Source organism: Mesorhizobium australicum, from assembly GCF_900177325.1.
GTDB classification, from domain to species: Bacteria; Pseudomonadota; Alphaproteobacteria; order Rhizobiales; family Rhizobiaceae; genus Mesorhizobium_A; species Mesorhizobium_A australicum_A.
This window is the reverse complement of the sequence record NZ_FXBL01000004.1, coordinates 3886284-3903720: the sequence shown is the minus strand read 5'-3', so window position 1 is coordinate 3903720 and position 17437 is coordinate 3886284. Positions and strand designations below refer to the sequence as shown.

Annotated in this window: 19 protein-coding genes; 9 read left to right on the top strand and 10 right to left on the bottom strand. The window is 67.3% G+C overall.

The genetic code is table 11. The features are described 5' to 3' along the window. The 5 genes from lhgO to B9Z03_RS21780 all read right to left on the bottom strand — a co-directional run bounded on the left by lhgO (position 1) and on the right by B9Z03_RS21780 (position 6072). Positions 1–1194, bottom strand: a complete 1194-nt coding sequence (gene lhgO, locus B9Z03_RS21800; RefSeq protein ID WP_085466135.1) for an L-2-hydroxyglutarate oxidase — start codon at positions 1192–1194, stop codon at positions 1–3. A 181-nt stretch (positions 1195–1375) separates the two neighbouring features. Beyond that, a complete protein-coding gene (locus B9Z03_RS21795; RefSeq protein ID WP_085466134.1) occupies positions 1376–2296 on the bottom strand; it encodes an NAD(P)-dependent oxidoreductase in 921 nt (306 codons plus the stop codon). A gap of 183 nt (positions 2297–2479) precedes the next feature. After that, entirely contained in the window at positions 2480–3694 is a 1215-nt protein-coding gene (locus B9Z03_RS21790; RefSeq protein WP_085466133.1) for a mandelate racemase/muconate lactonizing enzyme family protein, read from the bottom strand. 215 nt (positions 3695–3909) lie between these two features. After that, positions 3910–5526 (bottom strand): GMC family oxidoreductase, encoded by a 1617-nt coding sequence (locus B9Z03_RS21785; protein WP_085466132.1) that lies wholly within the window; start codon positions 5524–5526, stop codon positions 3910–3912. 120 nt (positions 5527–5646) lie between these two features. Continuing rightward, positions 5647–6072 (bottom strand): DUF3775 domain-containing protein, encoded by a 426-nt coding sequence (locus B9Z03_RS21780; protein ID WP_085467806.1) that lies wholly within the window; start codon positions 6070–6072, stop codon positions 5647–5649. A 114-nt stretch (positions 6073–6186) separates the two neighbouring features. On the opposite strand from B9Z03_RS21780, the gene B9Z03_RS21775 reads away from it, so the two are divergent. The 4 genes from B9Z03_RS21775 to B9Z03_RS21760 all read left to right on the top strand — a co-directional run bounded on the left by B9Z03_RS21775 (position 6187) and on the right by B9Z03_RS21760 (position 8275). Then, positions 6187–6537 carry a DMT family protein gene (locus B9Z03_RS21775; RefSeq protein ID WP_176247593.1) on the top strand — a complete coding sequence of 117 codons (351 nt, stop codon included), beginning with the start codon at positions 6187–6189 and terminating at the stop codon, positions 6535–6537. Between the two features lie 49 nt (positions 6538–6586). Beyond that, the gene (locus B9Z03_RS21770; RefSeq protein ID WP_085466131.1) at positions 6587–7060 is read left to right on the top strand and encodes a MarR family winged helix-turn-helix transcriptional regulator; all 474 of its coding nucleotides are present in this window, start codon (positions 6587–6589) and stop codon (positions 7058–7060) included. 63 nt (positions 7061–7123) lie between these two features. Then, positions 7124–7606: a PaaI family thioesterase gene (locus B9Z03_RS21765; RefSeq protein ID WP_085466130.1), complete on the top strand. Its 483-nt coding sequence runs from the start codon at positions 7124–7126 to the stop codon at positions 7604–7606. 132 nt (positions 7607–7738) lie between these two features. Next, positions 7739–8275: a tetratricopeptide repeat protein gene (locus tag B9Z03_RS21760; RefSeq protein ID WP_085466129.1), complete on the top strand. Its 537-nt coding sequence runs from the start codon at positions 7739–7741 to the stop codon at positions 8273–8275. Positions 8276–8474: 199 nt separating this feature from the next. On the opposite strand, the gene B9Z03_RS21755 is transcribed toward B9Z03_RS21760, so the two are convergent. Then, positions 8475–9608: a PQQ-dependent sugar dehydrogenase gene (locus tag B9Z03_RS21755; RefSeq protein ID WP_085466128.1), complete on the bottom strand. Its 1134-nt coding sequence runs from the start codon at positions 9606–9608 to the stop codon at positions 8475–8477. A 141-nt stretch (positions 9609–9749) separates the two neighbouring features. On the opposite strand from B9Z03_RS21755, the gene B9Z03_RS21750 reads away from it, so the two are divergent. Continuing rightward, positions 9750–10283: a PH domain-containing protein gene (locus B9Z03_RS21750; protein WP_176247592.1), complete on the top strand. Its 534-nt coding sequence runs from the start codon at positions 9750–9752 to the stop codon at positions 10281–10283. A gap of 173 nt (positions 10284–10456) precedes the next feature. Beyond that, complete coding sequence (gene greA / locus B9Z03_RS21745; protein ID WP_085466126.1) at positions 10457–10930, top strand: transcription elongation factor GreA; 474 nt, start codon at positions 10457–10459, stop codon at positions 10928–10930. A 3-nt stretch (positions 10931–10933) separates the two neighbouring features. Here greA and waaC read toward each other — a convergent pair whose 3' ends face one another. The 3 genes from waaC to rfaD are packed head-to-tail and all read right to left on the bottom strand — an operon-like array spanning position 10934 to position 13826. Then, positions 10934–11911 (bottom strand): lipopolysaccharide heptosyltransferase I, encoded by a 978-nt coding sequence (gene waaC, locus B9Z03_RS21740; RefSeq protein WP_085466125.1) that lies wholly within the window; start codon positions 11909–11911, stop codon positions 10934–10936. After that, a complete protein-coding gene (gene waaF / locus B9Z03_RS21735; RefSeq protein WP_085466124.1) occupies positions 11908–12903 on the bottom strand; it encodes a lipopolysaccharide heptosyltransferase II in 996 nt (331 codons plus the stop codon). The genes waaC and waaF overlap by 4 nt, the downstream gene beginning before the upstream one ends. Continuing rightward, positions 12876–13826, bottom strand: coding sequence for an ADP-glyceromanno-heptose 6-epimerase (rfaD, locus tag B9Z03_RS21730; protein ID WP_085466123.1), 951 nt, complete (start codon positions 13824–13826; stop codon positions 12876–12878). Before rfaD ends, waaF begins: the two co-directional genes overlap by 28 nt. Before the next feature lie 146 nt (positions 13827–13972). Between rfaD and rfaE1 the strand changes: the two genes are divergently transcribed. Genes rfaE1 through B9Z03_RS21715 form a run of 3 tightly spaced genes read left to right on the top strand, consistent with a single transcriptional unit; the run spans position 13973 to position 16642 of the window. Then, positions 13973–15460: a D-glycero-beta-D-manno-heptose-7-phosphate kinase gene (rfaE1, locus tag B9Z03_RS21725; protein WP_085466122.1), complete on the top strand. Its 1488-nt coding sequence runs from the start codon at positions 13973–13975 to the stop codon at positions 15458–15460. Continuing rightward, positions 15460–16032: a D-sedoheptulose-7-phosphate isomerase gene (locus B9Z03_RS21720; RefSeq protein WP_085466121.1), complete on the top strand. Its 573-nt coding sequence runs from the start codon at positions 15460–15462 to the stop codon at positions 16030–16032. The genes rfaE1 and B9Z03_RS21720 overlap by 1 nt, the downstream gene beginning before the upstream one ends. Next, positions 16025–16642 carry a D-glycero-alpha-D-manno-heptose-1,7-bisphosphate 7-phosphatase gene (locus tag B9Z03_RS21715; RefSeq protein WP_085466120.1) on the top strand — a complete coding sequence of 206 codons (618 nt, stop codon included), beginning with the start codon at positions 16025–16027 and terminating at the stop codon, positions 16640–16642. Before B9Z03_RS21720 ends, B9Z03_RS21715 begins: the two co-directional genes overlap by 8 nt. Here the strand turns inward: B9Z03_RS21715 and B9Z03_RS21710 are convergent. Continuing rightward, a complete protein-coding gene (locus tag B9Z03_RS21710) occupies positions 16603–17388 on the bottom strand; it encodes a glycosyltransferase family 2 protein (protein WP_085466119.1) in 786 nt (261 codons plus the stop codon). The genes B9Z03_RS21715 and B9Z03_RS21710 overlap by 40 nt on opposite strands. Positions 17389–17437: the final 49 nt, after the last annotated feature.

The window sequence follows — 17437 nt, the reverse complement described above, 5'->3', positions numbered from 1 at the left end:
CTAGGGCCGTTTCAACAGCTTTTCCGCTACCATTTCGCCGATCGGTATCGCCGAGGTCGCCGCGGGGGAGGGGGCATTGCAGACATGCAGTTGCCGATCGCTTTCGACGAAGAGGAAATCGTGGGCGAGCGCGCCGTCGGCCATGACAGCCTGTGCGCGGATGCCGGCCGGATAGGGCTGGAGATCCGCAATTGTCAAAGAGGGGCAGTATTTGCGGCACTCCGCCAGATAGCCGCCATGCCAGAGCGAATTGCGCATCTCGACCGCCGCGGAGCGCCAATGTCTGGCGAGGGTTCGCCAAAGGCCCGGAAATGCGACCCAGTCGGTGGTGTCGCGCGGATCGAAGCCGAACCTCTGATACTTCTCGCGCGCGAACCCAAGCACCGCATTGGGCCCGACTGTCACGCTGCCGTCGATCATGCGCGTCAGGTGGATGCCGAGGAATGGCAGGTCCGGATCGGGCACCGGGTAGATCAAGGACGACACAATGTCGTTGCGGCCCGAGGGGAGCTGGAAATACTCGCCGCGAAACGGAACGATCCGATGGTTGATCGGCAGTCCGGCCAGCCGGGCGATGCGGTCCGATTGCAGGCCCGCGCAGGCAAGCAGCCGCTGGGCTGACCACGAGCGCTCGCGTGCGGAGACCGTGACGACGCCAGCGGCCTCCGAGATCGAGACGACCTCAGCCCCGGTGACGATCTCGCCGCCCGCCTTGCGGATGGCGTCAGCCATCGCCTCGCAGATGCCCCGATAGTCGATGATGCCGGTGGAGGGCGTGAAGATCGCGCCAAGGCCGGTAATGGCCGGCTCGCGTTTCACCAGTTCCGCCGCATCGATCCGCTCCGCGGCGATGCCGTTGCGGGCGGCGCGCTCCATGAGGGCGTCGAGGCGGGTCAGTTCGAGGTCGCTGGTCGCGACGATGTGCTTTCCGCAGAGTTCGAATCTGACGCCGTGCTCTCGCGCGAAATCGACGGTCGCCGCCGCGCCGCGACGGCACAGATCTGCCTTGAGGCTGCCGGGCTGGTAGTAGATTCCGGAGTGGATGACACCGCTGTTGTGGCCGGTCTGGTGCCGCCCGAGGCCGTCCTCCTTCTCGACGAGGACGAGGCTTGCGCCCGGCCGCATCTCGAGCAGCTTCATGGCGCTCGCCAGGCCGACGATCCCGCCGCCGATGACGCAGAAGTCATGGATCATGATTGTCTCCGGAAAGGGCGTCGCTGGTCAGCCCATCCCATTCCGGGCCCGCGGGCGCAAGGTCATCCTATCCTGCGGAGGTTCGTGCGCTGCGATAGAGCGGAGGCGGGAAGTTGGTTCGCGTGACGATTCAACGGGTCCATGAGGAGATTCAGCCGGACGGGCTAATCGTTTGGAAAACCTAGAGTAATTTCGCCGGAAAGCCCGGCGCGCGCAAGTCCGTGCCGACCTCGTCCTCAAGCAGCTTCACGATCTTGGTCGACCAGGCGTCGCCGCCGTAGGCGGCTTTGCCGTGGCGGAAAATATCCTCGACCTTCGAGGCAAGTTCCAGCGGGACGCCGAACTCGCGACCCATGCCGGTGGCGAAGCCGAGGTCCTTGAGCGCGAGGTCCATGGTGAAGGCGATGTCGTAACTGCCGTTGAGGATCAACTGGCTTTCGGTTTCATGGACGAAGCTGGTGCCGGAGGAGGCGCAGATGGCATGATAGGTCTGGGCGAGGTCGAGCCCGCCCTGCTTTGCCAGCATCAGCGCCTCGCCGGCGGCGACCAGATGGATGAAGGCCAGCATATTGGTGATGACCTTGATGACGGCCGCGGAGCCGACCGGTCCCATCAGGAAGGATTTCGCGCACATCGCCTCGATCGCCGCGCGGTGCTCTTCGTAGAGCCCGGCATCGCCTCCGACCAGCGCAGTGATCTTGCCGGCGGCGGCGAGGTGGACGCCGCCGGTGACCGGACATTCCAGCGTGTGCACGCCCCTTTCGGCGGCGAGTGTCGCCAGCCGCTGGATCTCGTCGCGGCCGTTGGTCGACATCTCGATCCAGGTGCCGCCCTCGGGCAGGCCGTCCAGCAGGCCGCTCCGCCCGGCAAGCACCGCCTCGCTCACCTTGGGCGAGGGCAGGCAGGTGATGGCATTGCCGGCCTGGCGGGCCGCGTCGGCGGGGCTTGTGGCGGGCCTGGCGCCGAGGGCGACGAGCCGCGCCACCGCCTCCGGGTCGCGGTCGAAGACCGTTACGTCGAAGCCGTTGCGCAGGAGGCTCGCGGCGAGGTGGCCGCCGAGATGACCGAGGCCGACGAAGGCGTAGGAATGGTTGGGGTTCATCTCATCGAGCTCACCTGGATCATGGTCTTTCCGGCCATTAAGCCCCCTCCACCGCCTTCGGCGGTCCCCCTCCCCCGTGAACGGGGGAGGATATGAGATCGCGGCCGTCCGCTGCGTCGGATCTTCCCCCGTTCACGGGGGAAGGGGACCACGCGTAGCGTGGTGTAGGGGGCGCTGCTCGCGTCACGGCATCAGCGGCGTCTGCATCATCTGCAGGTGGAGGTGGGGGCCGTCATAGGGGTGCGCTTCGCAGACGGCCTCGTTCAGCTCGACGCCCAGCCCCGCCTCCTTCGAGGGGATGACGTTGCCGTCCTGCCATTCGATCTTCTTCTTGAGCAGCGTCGCGTGGAAGCCGTCCCACTGCTTCAGCGATTCGAGGATGAGGAAATTGGGCAGCGTGACGGCGAGCTGGATGTTGGCCGCGCCGACGATCGGGCCGCAATAGCAGTGCGGCGCGACCTGGATGTGATACGCCTCCGCCATGGCGGCGATCTTCTTGGTCTCGAGGATGCCGCCGGAGCGGCCGAGGTCGGGCTGGAGGATGGTGGCGGCGCGGTTCTCGATGACGCGGGCGAACTCGAAGCGCGTGGTCAGCCGCTCGCCGGTGGCGATGGGGATCGATGTGCCGCGGGCGACCTGCGCCATCACTTCCGGCATGTCGGGCGGCACCGGTTCCTCGAACCAGAGCGGGTCGTAGGGCTCGATCGCTTTCGCCAGGCGCAGTGCGCCCGAGGCGGTGAACTGGCCGTGGGTGCCGAACAGGATGTCGGCGCGGGTGCCGACCGCCTCGCGCACCGCCTTGACCATGCGGGCGGAGAGGTCGATGTCGACCAGGCGCGGCTGGTGGCCGTCGAAGGCGGTGTAGGGGCCGGCGGGATCGAATTTCACCGCGTTGAAGCCCTGTTCGACATATTCGGCTGCGCAGGCGGCGGCGAGGTCGGGGTCGTTGTAGACGTTCCTGCCAGCCGGGGCATCCTCGGAGTGAACGCTGCCGGAATGCGGGTAGAGATAGGTGTAGGAGCGCAGCGTCTCGTGCACCTGGCCGCCGAGCAGCTTGTAGACCGGCTTGTCCGCCTCCTTGCCGATGATGTCCCAGCAGGCCATTTCAAGTGCGGAGAAGCAGCCCATGCCGGAGACGTCCGGCCGCTGGGTGAAGCCGGAGGAATAGCAGCGGCGGAAGAATAGCTCGATGTCGTGCGGGTCCTGGCCGATGAAATAGCGTTCGGCCATGTCCTCGATCATCCGGGCCGTGACATGGGCGGAAAAGGTGGCGTTGTAGGCCTCGCCGTAGCCGGTGACGCCGGAATCGGTGGTGAGGCGGACGAAGATGAAATACTTGCCGCCGATGCCGGGGGGAGGGTTGCCGACTACCCAGGTTTTGACGTCGGTGAGTTTCATGGTTGTTCCTCTCTTCTGGCGGCGTTCCCCCTCACCCGGCCTCCGCTCCGCTCGGCCACCCTCTTCCCAAGGGGAGAGGAGGTTCGCCGGCCTTTTCGCCATTTGGAGTGGAGATTGGCGGTAGGCGTTGGATCACCTCCTCTCCCCTTGGGGAGAGGGTGGCCGAGCGGAGCGGAGGCCGGGTGAGGGGGCGGTTCCATCATGCTGCTCGACAATTATCCCTGGTCCTCCAGCACCATCCCCGCCCCCTTCCACCCCGTCATGATCGAGGCCGCGTTGGTGTTGCCGGTGATGTTGCCGGGGAAGATCGACGCGTCGATGACGCGCAGGCCCGAAATGCCGTGGACGCGCAGGCGGGGGTCGACCACCGAGGTGGCCGGGTCTGGCCCCATGCGGCAGGTCGAGCAGGGGTGGTAGACGGTGCCGGAGCGTTTGCGGAAATCGTCGATGAGGTCGGCGTCGGACTGCACCGAGGGGCCGGGCAGGACCTCCTCGGCGATCACCTCGGCGATGGCCGGCTGCGCGGCGATTTTCCGCACGAACTTCACGGCGGCCAGCATCTCGGCGACGTCGGCTTCGGTCGAATAGGCGTTGGCGACGATCTTCGGATGGTCGCGCGGGTCGGCCGAGCGGATCATGATCTCGCCGCGCGAGGAGGGCCGCGCGTTGGAGAGGCCGATGGAGAAGCCGGGCCATGGGTCGGGGGCGAGGATGGGGCGTTCGCCGGCGCGGGGGATGACGGTCGAGAAGGCCTGGAAGTAGAGCTGCATGTTCGGCCGCGTGCGGGCCGGATCGGTGCGGAAGAAGCCGCCGCCATTGTTGATCGACAGCGACAGCGGGCCGGTGCCGGAGAGCAGGTAGCGCGCGCCGACCAGAGCCTTGCCCCACCAGGGGCGCAGGACCGAGTTCAGCGTCGGCACTTTGGCCCTGAAGGTGTAGTTGATGCCGACATGGTCCTGCAGGTTGGCGCCGACATTGGCGTTGGTCTGCGTTACCGGGATGCCGAGCGACTGGAGCAAAGGCCCGGGGCCGATGCCCGAGAGCTGGAGAAGCTGCGGCGAGGCGACCGAGCCGGCGCAGACGATGATTTCGCGGCTGGCGCGTGCCTGCTGCTTTTGCCCGTTCTGCTCGTATTCGATGTCGACGGCGCGGGAGCCCTCGAACAGGATGCGCGTGGCGAGCGCGTTGGTTTCGACGCGGACATTGCTGCGCTTCATCGCCGGGCGCAGGAAGGCGCGGGCCGCGGACATGCGCCGGCCACCCCTGGTGGTGATCTGGTAGATGCCGACGCCTTCCTGGGCCGCACCGTTGAAGTCGGGATTGAGTGGCAGGCCGGCCTGTCGCCCGGCTTCAAGGTAGCGGTGGGTGAGGGGATGGACGACGGCGGACATATCGGTGACGTGCACCGGGCCGCCCGTTCCGCGAAACGCGTCGGCGCCGGCCTGATTGTCCTCGATCGCCTTGAAGGCGGGCAGAAGGTCATCAAAACCCCAACCGGTATTGCCGGCGTCGCGCCAGTCGTCGAAATCTTCCCGCGCACCGCGGATCCAGACCATGGCGTTGATCGAACTCGACCCGCCGAGGAGTTTTCCGCGCGGCCAGTGGTCGGCCGCGCCCGCGAGGCCCGGGTCGGGCTCGGCTTTGTAGTTCCAGTTCACGGCGGGATCGAAGAAGGTCTTGCCGTAGCCGAGCGGCATCTGCACGTAGAATCGCCGGTCGGTGCCGCCGGCCTCCAGCACCAGTACGGAGAAGCGGCCACTCGCCGACAGCCGCTCGGCGACGACCGAGCCTGCCGATCCCGAACCGGCGATGATGAAGTCGAACACCTGCATGGCCGCCCCTTAATCCAGGCAGACTAGCGCCGGGTGGCGCGCCGGGAAGGCGGGCGTTCCGGCATGGTGTGTGAGAAAAGCGACGGGGTGCGAAGGAACAAGAGGTCCGGCGAATGAGCCCTACGCCCCGATCGCCTGCAAGCCGTCCTCCAGCCATTCGCCGAGCAGCGGGCGGTCGAGGAGGTAGCGCCAGGGTTTGATGTCGGAGCGGCCCTTGGCTTCCTCGACGGCCAGCCTGAACTCGGCGGGCTCGAAGTCGCCGCGGCCGATCCACATCAGGGCGACGAGTTCGGCCGCCTCGTCCTCGTTCAGCTCGCGGATCGCGGCGCGCAGCTCGCGGGCGGTCAGGTCCTCGATCTCCTCCTCGGCGAGGCCGTCGTGGTGGTGGGTGTCGTGGCCGCGGTCGTCGAGCTCGACCTCGTGCTCGGCGCCGTCCTCGTAGTCGGCGTTCATGCCGGCGCTGACCGCGCGGGCCTTGAGGATCAGCTCGCGGATCGTCTCCGGCGAGAGGGTCAGGTCCCAGTCCTTGTCGCTTATGCGCCGCATCGCAGGCCTCCTCGCGCGACCATAGCCGATTTTGCGCGGATGCAAGACCCCGGCGATTGACAGAGGCAGCGCGCTGCACGACATCTCGCCTTCTTCCCCGCAAGGTCCTCCCGAATGTCGATGCTGGTCTCGCCCTACGTCCTGCCCGTTCTCCTGCTTGTCGCCTCCAACGTCTTCATGACCTTCGCCTGGTACGGGCACCTCAAGTTCACCGGCTCGCCGCTATGGATGGCGGTGATGGCGTCCTGGGGCATCGCCTTCTTCGAATACTGGCTCGCCGTGCCGGCCAACCGCATCGGCCACCAGGTCTATTCGGCGGCGGAGCTGAAGACGATGCAGGAGGTGATCACGCTGATCGTGTTCGCCGGCTTCTCGGTGCTCTACCTGAAGGAGGCGATCACCTGGAACCATGCGATCGGCTTCGCGCTGATCGCGGTGGGGGCGATGTTCATCTTCCGGGCCTGATACACCGCCGGCCTTGGCAAGGCCGCGCTCATGTTGTAGATACACATTCATGAGCGGAGAAGGCGCAAGGGTCGACCGTCAGAAGCTGCTGGAGATCGGCGGCCAGTGTTTCGGCCGCGCGGTCCGCCGCACCGCCAACCTTTTGACCCGCACCTACAACGCCTTCCTGGCGCCGGTGGGTATAGAGGTGACCCAGTTCTCCATCCTGTGCACCATCGCCAGCGCGCAGGCGGGCTCGGCCTCCGAGCTTGCCGAGATGGTTGGCGTCGAGCGCTCGACGCTGGCGCGCAATATCGACCGGCTCGCGGCCGCAGGCCTGGTCCGCGCCGAGGCCGGGGAAGGGCGGCGCGTGATCCACAGCCTGACGGCCGAGGGCGAGGAGCGGATTGCCGCAGCACTTCCGCTGTGGCAGCAGGCGCAGGACGCGCTTCAGGCTGAACTCCGGCGCGAACAGAGCGACATGATCCGCGAAGATTTCCGCTCCCTGCGCCGCGCGGCGCGCGCGGTCAGGCCCGCGGCGTAGAGCGGGGCAATGTGACGCCGGTCCGCGATCTTTTATGTGTATATACAACAAAGGGATGATCCGATGAACGCACAGGCCGCCGTTCAGATGCCGCAGCCGCTGCCGCGCGAGCGACTGGCGGGGCTTGCAGGGCATGAGGTGCTGGCGAAGATGCTGGCCGGCGAACTGCCGGCGCCGCCATTCGCGCCGACGACGAAGATCGACCTCGCGGAGGTCGCGCCGGGCCGGATCGTCTTCACCGGCACGCCGGACCGCGCCTTCCTCAATCCGATGGGCACGGTGCATGGCGGCTGGATCGCGACCATTCTCGACAGCGCGATGGGCTGTGCGGTGCATTCGTCGCTGAAGCCCGGCCAGCTCTACACCACCACGTCGATGACCGTGAACTATGTCCGGCCGCTGCTGGCGGACTCCGGCGAGGTGCGATGCGAGGCGACCACCACCCATCAGGGCGCGCGGCTTGCCACCAGCGAGGGCAAGCTGTTCGACCAGAAGGGCCGCCTGATCGCGCATGGCAGCGAGACCTGCATGATCCTCGACCTGTGAGGTAACGCAACGGAAATTGATCGCGGCGGCGATGGCGGAAAATCGGTGGTGCGCTATTCTGGCCGGGAAGAAACCCGGCCCGCCGGCCGTTGATGGTTTCGGATGCGATGTCCCGTTCCCGGAGGAGAAGCCATGTCCACCCGCCTGAAGCTTTCCGCAGCCGTTCTCGCCCTCGCCCTGCCGCTCGCCTGGCCGGCCTTGTCAGCCGGAGGTGACAGCGGCAGCGGCGCCTCCGACCAGACGCCGACCTGCAAGTCGGGCGAGGTCTACGACAAGACCGAGAAGAAGTGCGTGCCCGCCAAGCAGGGGGCGGTCGACGACGACAGCCTGTTCGAGACCGGCCGCGCGCTCGCTTATGCCGGGAAATATGGCGAGGCGATCCAGATGCTGGGGCTGGTGTCCGACAAGAACGACCCGCGCGTGCTCAACATGCTCGGCTTCTCGCACCGCAAGTCCGGCCGCATCGATGTCGGCCTCGGCTACTACCAGGAGGCGCTGACCATCAATCCCGACTTCACCCTGGCGCGCGAATATCTGGGCGAGGCCTATCTGACGCTGGGCGACATCGCCTCGGCGAAGAACCAGCTCTCCGAGATCGAGAAACGCTGCGGCAAGGGCTGCGCGGAGTATGCGGCGCTGGAGAAGCAGATCGCCGCTGTTGGCGGGTGAGGTTTGAATTGAAGGCGATAGCCGCCGCCTTTCGGGGCGCCGGGCAGCGTACACCTTTATCGCCGTCATCCTCGGGCTTGTCCCGAGGATCTGCCGACGCTGGTGGTCTGGTCGTTGCAGATTGGTCTTCGTGACGGCAGTAGATCCTCGGGACAAGCCCGAGGATGACGGCGTTGTGGGGGTAGCCCTCTACCGCGCGCTACTCGCCCCGTCCGATCCGCACGATCTTGCCGTTCGCCTCGTCCGTCAGCAGCCAGAGCGAGCCGTCGGGGGCCTGGTTGATGTCGCGGATGCGGCCGAATTCGCCTTCGAACAGGCGCTCTTCGCCGGCGATGGCACCGCTGTCGTCGCGGTCGAGGCGGGAGACGAGGCCGAACTTCAGCGAGCCGGCGATCAGGTCGCCCTGCCATTCCGGGAACATTGCGCCGTCATAGACGACGAGGCCCGATGGCGCGATCGAGGGGTCCCAGTAGTGGGCTGGCTGCTCGAAGCCGGAGCCCTCCGACGCCGGGAATGGCGTGCCGTCATAGTTCACGCCGTAGCTGATCTCGGACCAGCCATAGTTCTTCCCGGCTTCCGGCGTGTTGACCTCGTCGCCGCCCTTCGCGCCGTGCTCGACGGTCCAGAGCCGGCCGTCGCGATCGATCGTGAAACCTTGCGGGTTGCGATGGCCCTTGGACCAGATCTGCGGCAGCGCGCCGTTGCCGTCGGCGTAGGGATTGTCGGCCGGCACCGAGCCGTCGGCATTGATGCGCAGCACCGCGCCCGCCGCGTCCGACATGTCCTGCGCGCGCGGGCCCTGGCCGCGGTCGCCGGTGGTGAAGAAGACCGTGCCGTCCGGATGCAGCACGATGCGCGAGCCGAAATGCTGGCCGCGCCCGGTCTTCTTCGCCATCGAGAACAGCACCTTCACGTCCTCCAGCCGCGCCGCAGCGCCGTCGCGGACAAGCGTCGCGCTCGCGATCGCCGTGCCTGCGCCGCCACGTCCGGGCTCTGAGAAGGTGAAGAAGATCCGGTTCGACTGCGCGAAGTCTCGGGCGGCTGCCACGTCGAGCAGCCCGCCCTGGCCGTTTGCCGACACGTCCGGAACGCCCTCGATCGGGTCGGACACCGGGCCGTCGGCGCCCACGAGCCGCATCGCGCCGGAACGCTCGGTGACGATCACCGTGTCGTCGGGCAGGAAATCCAGTCCCCAGGGATGATCGAGGCCGTCGGCGACCACCGAGGCGACGACGCCGACCTTCTCGGTCGCATATTCCTGGGCGAGTGCCGGCCATGCCGCGAGCGTGGTGGAGGCTGCAAGGGCGATGGAGAGCGTGGAAACCTGCCGCATCGGGTCATCTCCTGTCGTTTTTCTGTTCTTTGTCGGCCTGACATGGGGCCTTGCGGCGTTCGCGCAAGCACTTCCCCTTCGGCAATGCGAAAAAGCGCCTATAGTTGCGGTCACAAGCGGGTGATCGTGATTCGGGGGATCATGAGGGGCGCCAACGACAATGCCGAGCATACCGGCAGCGGTCCGTTCACGGCGTCTGCCCGCAGCCTCGTCCTGCCGATCCTCGTGGTGACTGCGCTCTATGGGCTGCCGCTGATGGCGTTGCTGGTCTCGGGCTGGGGCGACGGCGCGCTGGCCCGGCTCTGCATCCTCGCACTCAGCCTGTCTCTGCCCTTCCTGATCGCCTATGCAGTGCTGCGGCGCGCGACGGCGCGGATCGACGTCATGCCGCACACGCTTCTCCTGCATCCGGGCTTTCCGCGCACCGGGCAATATGTCGTCCCCTATTCGGTGATCAGGGGGGTAAGGGTGCGGCGCGGGCTGGGCGGAAGGCTGGCGCAAAGCGCGACGCTGGTGGTCGACCTGGCGGGCGGGACGCCGTTTGCGGTCTCCGACCTCGCCGATGCGGAGGCGGCGCGCGCCGCGATCCTCGACCGGCTGGAGCAGCGCAGGCCGGCGCCTTCCATCGAAATTCCGGCCGAATCCGCTGAAATTCCGCGGATTCGGGCAGGGTAGTCACCGCTGCGTCAGTATTTTTTTCGTGAAAATCGCCGCGAAGCAGCTATATTGAGCGTCAGACAGGTTCGGCGGTCCCGTTGGCGAAGGCTCGCGGACCGTTTTCTTTTTGCCCGCGCGGGACGGGGCGCCGTTGAGCGTCGCCGTGCGGGGAGTGAAAGGAAGGGCAGGAAATGATCAAGGTCCCGATGACCGGCTCCGGCTTCGCAGCGATCAAAGAAGAGCTGCGGTGGCGTCAACAGGAGGAGCGTCCGCGCATCATCGAGGCGATCGCCGAGGCGCGCTCGCATGGCGACCTGTCGGAGAATGCCGAGTATCACGCCGCGAAGGAATCGCAGAGCCTCAACGAGGGCCGCATCAGCGAGCTCGAGGACCTGATCGCGCGCGCCGACGTGATCGACGTGTCGAAGCTGTCGGGCGACAAGGTGAAGTTCGGCGCCACCGTCGACGTGGTCGACGAGGACACCGAGGAGAAGAAGACCTACCAGATCGTCGGCGACATGGAAGCCGACGTGAAGTCAGGCCGCATCTCCATCTCCTCGCCGATCGCGCGCGCGCTGATCGGCAAGGAAGTCGGCGACACGATCGAGGTCAACGCGCCCGGCGGCGCGCGCGGCTACGAGATCGTCGACCTGCGTTTCGGCTGATCGTCAGCTTTCCTGGCCGCGCTCGCGCGCGGCCATCAGCTTTTCCGCTTCATCCATCACGTCCCGCGACCGAACCGGCTTGCCCGGTTCGGCGGCGAGCGACGACGCGCAGGCGCCGCGCGGGCCGGTGAGGCCGGGATGCGTCGACAGGAAGACCGCGACCGTCGGGACGCCGAAGGCGGCGGCGAGGTGGGTGAGGCCGGTGTCGACGCCGATGGCGAGAAGCGAGCGGCCGAGCGCGCCAGCGATCTCGGGCAGCGGCGACTTCGGGATGACGACGACGCCGGGAACCGCCGCGATTGATTCGGCGACCTGCCGTTCCGCCTCGTTCGACCAGGTGACGAGCGGGGTCAGCCCGCGCGCGAGGCAGGCGCGGGCGACGGCCTGCCATTCGACGATGCTCCACTTCTTGTCGTCGCGGCTGGCGCCGTGGAGCAGGAAGGCGGTGCGTGCGCCGGCTGGCGCCGTATAGCCGGACGGCGGTGGCTCGATGCCCGAGCCGAGACGGGACAGGTCCGGCGCGTAGCCGAGGGCCTGGCCGAACAGGCGCCGGGTGCGCTCGATGGCGTGCAGGCCTTTCGGGACGGCGAAGCCCTTCGCATAGAAGCGGGCGGCGATCGGTTCGCGGGCGCTGGCGCGGTCGAGGCCCCAGACGGGTACGGCGGCCTGGCGGGCCGCGATGGCCGATTTCAGCAGGCCTTGCGCATCCAGGACGAGGTCGTAGCTCTCGGCCCGGAGTTCCCCGCGGAACGCGAGCATCTCTTGCCAAGTGCCTGCCGAGAGGAGGCTTTTTCGCCACCGCCGCGCCGCGATGCGGTGGATTGCGCGGATCTTCGGGTGGAGCGCGACGATGCCGGCGAAACCTTCCTCGACGCACCAGCCGAACTCGATGTCCGGCCGCGCGGCAAGCGCGTCCTCCATCGCCGGGAAAGTGTGGATCACGTCGCCCATCGACGAGGTCTTGACGATCAGCACCCTCATGCGATGAGCCGTTCGACCGAGGCGAGAACGCGGGCGACGTCCAGCGTGTTGAGGCAGTTCAGGTGTCCGAGCGGGCATTCTTTCTGGTGGCAGGGCGAGCAGTCGAGGCCGAGCCAGACGAGTTCGCGGTTCTCCGCCAGCGGCGGAGTGTTTTCCGGCGAGGTCGAGCCGTAGACGCCGACGATCGGCGTGCCGACGGCGGCGGCGACGTGCATCAGGCCGCTGTCGTTCGAGACCGAGACCTTCGCGGCGGCGATCAGGTCGATGACGTCGGTGAGCGTCGTCTGGCCGGCGAGGTCGATCGCGCCAGGGGCGAGGGCTGCGATCTCGCCCGTCACCGGCTGGTCGTTCTTCGAGCCGAACAGCACCACCTTGAGCCCGCGCTGCATCAGCGCACGGGCGAGGCCGGCATAGGAGGCACTCGGCCAGCGCTTGGCCGGGCCGAACTCGGCGCCGGGCATCAGCGCGACGAAGCCGTCCCGGGGGAGGCCGTGGCGTTCGAGCAGCGCGCGCTGGTTGGCTGTGTCGACGGTCAGCCTCGGTGCGCGGAATTGGCCGCCGCCGCCGGCGAGCGTGTGGAAGGCGCGCGCCGTCTTGCGCTTGAGCTCGGCAGGCAGGGGGATGATGCGGTTGATCAGGCCGTAGCGCATCTCGCGGCGATGGCCGACGCGCTTGGGGATGCCGGCGAAGAACGGCACCAGCGCCGACTTCCAGCTTCCCTGCATCACATAGGCTTCACCGTAACGGCCGCGCAGCGCGCGGCCGAGGCGGAAGCGGGCGCCGAGCTCCAGCCTTTTGCGCGAGAAGGGCGCGTCGATGCGGGCGCGGATTTCCGGCATGCGCTCGACCAGGGGGGCAGCCCAAGCGGGCGCGATCACGTCGATCGCGGCGTCCGGATGAAGCTCGCGCAGCGCAGAAAACAGGGACTGCGCCATCACCATGTCGCCCACCCAGCGGGGACCGATCACGAGGATGGACGGGCTTTCAGCCATGCGATGTAGTCTTTGACACCCGTTTCGACGCTGCGGAAGGAGCCGTTGTAGCCGGCGGCCCTGAGGCGGCTCATATCAGCCTCGGTGTAGCTCTGATAGCTGCCCTTGAGGTGATCCGGGAACTCGATGAACTCGATCTCGCCCTTTTGCAGCTGGTCGATCACGGTCTCGGCAATCGCCCGGAAGGGCTGCGCGCGGCCGGTGCCGCAATTGAAGATGCCGCTGGCGCCGGTCTTCCACAGCCAGAGATTGACGTCGGCCACGTCGCCGACATGGATGAAATCGCGGCTCTGCTCGCCCGGACCGAAGCCGTCATAGGCGCCGAACAGCTTCGGGTTCTCGCCGCGCGAGACCTGGTTGAACAGGTGGAAGGCGACGGAGGCCATGGTTCCCTTGTGGCCCTCGCGCGGGCCGTAGACGTTGAAGTAGCGCAGGCCGGTGACCTGCGAGGCTTCCCGACCCAGCACGTTGCGGCGGACATAGTCGTCGAACAGCTTCTTCGACCAGGCATAGACGTTGAGCGGCCGCTCGAATTCCAGCTCTTCGCGGAACACCGAGCCGCCGCCATAGACCGAGGCCGAGGAGGCATAGAGGAAGGGGACCTTCGCGCCGAGGCAAGCGTGCAGCAGCCGCTTCGAATAGGCGTAGTTCACCTCCATCATGAACTTGCCGTTCCACTCCGTCGTGGTCGAGCAGGCGCCCTGGTGGAACACGGCGTCGACGGCGCCGAATTCGCCCGCTTCCAGCCGGGGAAGGAAATCGTCCTTGTCGAGATAGTCGGCGATCGACAGGTCGGCGAGGTTGGCGATCTTGTGGCCGTCGGTCAGGTCGTCGACGACGATAATATCGTCCCGTCCTTCCGCGTTGAGCGCGGCCACGATGTTGGAGCCGATCATGCCGGCCCCGCCTGTCACGATGATCATGGGCGGTTCTCTTGTCCCGAAGTTCGGCTGCATATAGTCGAGCCGGCCACGCCTGTCGACAAATCGCCATGGTTGCGCTGCAGCGGTGCAGGGTATATCGCCCTGCGGGCGTCGGCCCGGCTGGCCGCGCCTCACACCGGACCAGAATGAGCGACACCTCCCTTCCTTCGATCGAAACCGTTCATCGCGTGCTCGGTCGCCTTGCTGGCGTCCGGGTGCTGGTGGCCGGCGACTTCATCCTCGACCGCTTCGTCAGCGGCGTCGTCGAGCGTATCTCGCCCGAAGCGCCGATACCCGTGCTGCACGGGCGCGCGGCGACGCAGGCGCTCGGCGGGGCAGGCAACGTCGTCGCCAACATCGTCTCGCTGGGCGGCAAGGCGAGCGCGATCTCGGCCGTGGGCGACGATCCCGCCGGCCGCACCGTGCTGTCCATGCTTTCCGACCTCGGCATCGATGCGGCCGGCGTCGTGGTGTCGCGGGCGCGCATGACCTCGTGCAAGAGCCGCTTCATCGCCATGAACCAGCAGGTGCTGCGCTTCGACGAGGAGGAGGTGGCTCCGCTCGATGCGCCGACGCGCGCGGAACTTGTCGCCCGGTTCGCGGCGGCGCTGGCCGATGCGGACATCGCGGTGCTGTCCGACTACGGCAAGGGCGTTTTGACCAATGGCGTCGCAGCCGAGCTGATCGCGATTGCGAAAGCTGCCGGCAAGCCGGTGCTGGTCGACCCAAAGAGCCGAGATTTCGGCCACTATGCCGGGGCGACCGCCGTCACGCCCAACCGCAAGGAACTCGGCGAGGCAGTCGGGCGCGCGGTGATGTCGGACGACGAGATCGAGCTTGCGACGCGCGAGCTGATCGCCGCGCACGGTTTCGACTTCATCCTCGCCACCCGCAGCGAGAAAGGCATGAGCGTCGTCGACGCCGGGGACGCGCGCCACATCGCCACCCAGGCGCGCGAGGTGTTCGACGTCTCGGGCGCCGGCGACACGGTGATCGCCACCTTCGCGTTGGCGCTGGGCGCCGGTGCGCATCGCAGCATCGCCGCCCAGCTCGCCAATGCGGCGGCGGGCGTGGTGGTCGCCAAGCGCGGCACGGCCTGCCTGACGGTCGAGGAACTGATCGGCGCGCTGTCACGCGCCAGCGGCCCGGCGCGCCATGTAGATGCCGTGCTCGACCTCGCAGGTGCGGAGCGCCTCGTCACGGCGTGGAAGCGCGAGGGGCTGACGGTCGGCTTCACCAATGGCTGCTTCGACATATTGCATGCCGGCCATGTCAGCCTTCTGCATGCGGCGCGCAGCCAGTGCGACCGGCTGGTGCTCGGCCTCAACAGCGATGCGTCAGTCAGGCGGCTGAAGGGCGAGGGCCGGCCGGTCAATACCGAGCACGACCGCGCCTGCGTGCTCGCGGCGCTTGCCTCGGTGGATGCGGTCGTCGTGTTCGGCGAGGACACGCCGCTCAACCTGATCGAGCGTCTGAAGCCCGATGTGCTGGTCAAGGGCGCGGATTACACGATCGACAAGGTGGTGGGCGCCGACATCGTCCAGGCCAATGGCGGCAAGGTGCTGTTGGTCGACCTCGTCGCCGGCCGTTCCACAACGGCGACGATCCGCAAATTGCAGGGACAGGTGAACTGATGGCCGGCCTCAACGATTATCTCGTCCGCTCGGCCGACGCGCTGACCGCGATGGTCGAGCGCGACCTGTCGGCGGCGATGGACCAGGCTGTCGAGGCGGTGGTCACGGCACTTTCGGCCGGCAAGCCGCTGCTGATCAGCGGCAATGGCGGCTCGGCGTCGGATGCGCTGCACATCGCCGGCGAACTGGTCGGGCGCTTCCTGAAAAACCGCAAGGCGTACAACGTGATAGCGCTGCCGGCGAATGCGGCGGTGCTGACCGCCTGGGGCAACGATTTCGGCTACGACACGGTGTTTTCGCGCCAGGTCGAGGCGCATGGCGGGCCGGGCGCGGTGTTGCTGGCCATCTCGACCAGCGGCAACTCGCCCTCGATCCTGCTCGCGGCGGAAGAGGCGCGCAAGCTCGGCATGACGGTGATCGGCATGACCGGCGACACCGGCGGCAAGCTGGCGCCGCTGTGCGATATCCTGCTCAACGTGCCCTCGACGGCGACGCCGATCATCCAGCAGGGCCATATCTGCCTCTACCATTTCCTGTGCGAGCAGGTGGAGGCGCGGCTCGCCGATGGCTGAGGCGGACCGGACGCGGCATCTCGCCGAGCCCGGCCTGTGGGTGCAGCCGCTGTCCGACCTCGACGTTTTCCGTGGCCGTCCGGCGCTGTTCCTCGACCGTGACGGCACGATCAATATCGATACCGGCTATCCAAGCGACCCGGAGGAGATCGTTCTCCTCCCCGGCATCCTGCCCGCCATCCGCGCGGCGAACGCGGCGGGTCTGGCGAGCGTGATCATCACCAACCAGTCGGGCGTCGCGCGCGGCCTGTTCGGCTGGGCGGAGTTCGAGGCGGTGAACCGCCGCGTGGTCGAGCTGCTGTCGGCGGAAGGCTGCCGCATCGACCTCGTTCTCGCCTGCGCCTATCACGAGGATGGCAAGGGGAACCTCGCCGTCGCCGACCACCCGATGCGCAAGCCCAATCCGGGCATGATCCTGCGGGCGGCCGAGATCGCGGGCCTCGATCTCGCGCGGTCGATCATGGTTGGGGACCGGGAATCGGATATCGACGCGGGGAGGCGGGCGGGGCTGACGAACGTCTTCCTGCTCGACGGGATGCCTTGCGAGAAACTGATGGCCGTTATTGCCGCTCACTCCGGCGGGGCGTCTGGTCCGAGCGACTTGCGGTAGAGCTTGGCCTCGGTGAGGAAGACGTAGATCGCGGCTTCGATCGAATAGATTAGGCCGGGAAGCCCGCAGAGAAAGAAGCGCTGCAAGAGGTAGAACTTGATGAAGCGGCCGAGCGGGCGGATCGTCATCGTCGCGAAGCTCGCCTTGCGGCCGCGGTCGCGCATGTCGCGTGCCTTGAGCTCGGCATAGCCGATCGCCTTCTCCATCGCCTCGGCGACCGAGAGCGTGCGGTAGTGCAGCATCCGTGGCCCGGGCACTTTCTCCACCGGCCCGTCGAAGATCAGCCCTTCATGCACCCTGAGATCGAGGTCGTAGCGGGCGCGCTCCTTGCGGACGAGCCGGGGGTGGAACTGGGCGTGCACGGAGGGCGGCGGATAGCCGTGGCCGGGTAGGTAGTCGACGCGCTTGAAGGCGATGCCGGCCTGTTCGCCAGGCTGGAATTTTGCCAGCCAGTCGCGCAGCTCCGGCGTCAGCCGCTCGTCGGCATCGAGGTTGAAGCACCACGGATGGGTGCACTGCTCCAGCGCGAACTGCTTTTGTGCCGCAAAGCCCGGCCATTCGCGCTCGAACAGCTTGATCGGCACGCCGCGCGCCTGGTGCTCGCGGATCAGGTCGAGCGTGCCGTCGGTGGAGCCTGAATCGACGATGATGATCTCGCGGAAGCCGTGCAGGCTTTCCAGGCAGTCGCCGAGGAAATCCTTCTCGTCCTTGCAGATGATGTAGGCGGAGAGGGCAATGTCAGTCATCTGGCGACCGGTCCGTGGTCCGGCAATACAGCCGATCCGATGGCTCTAG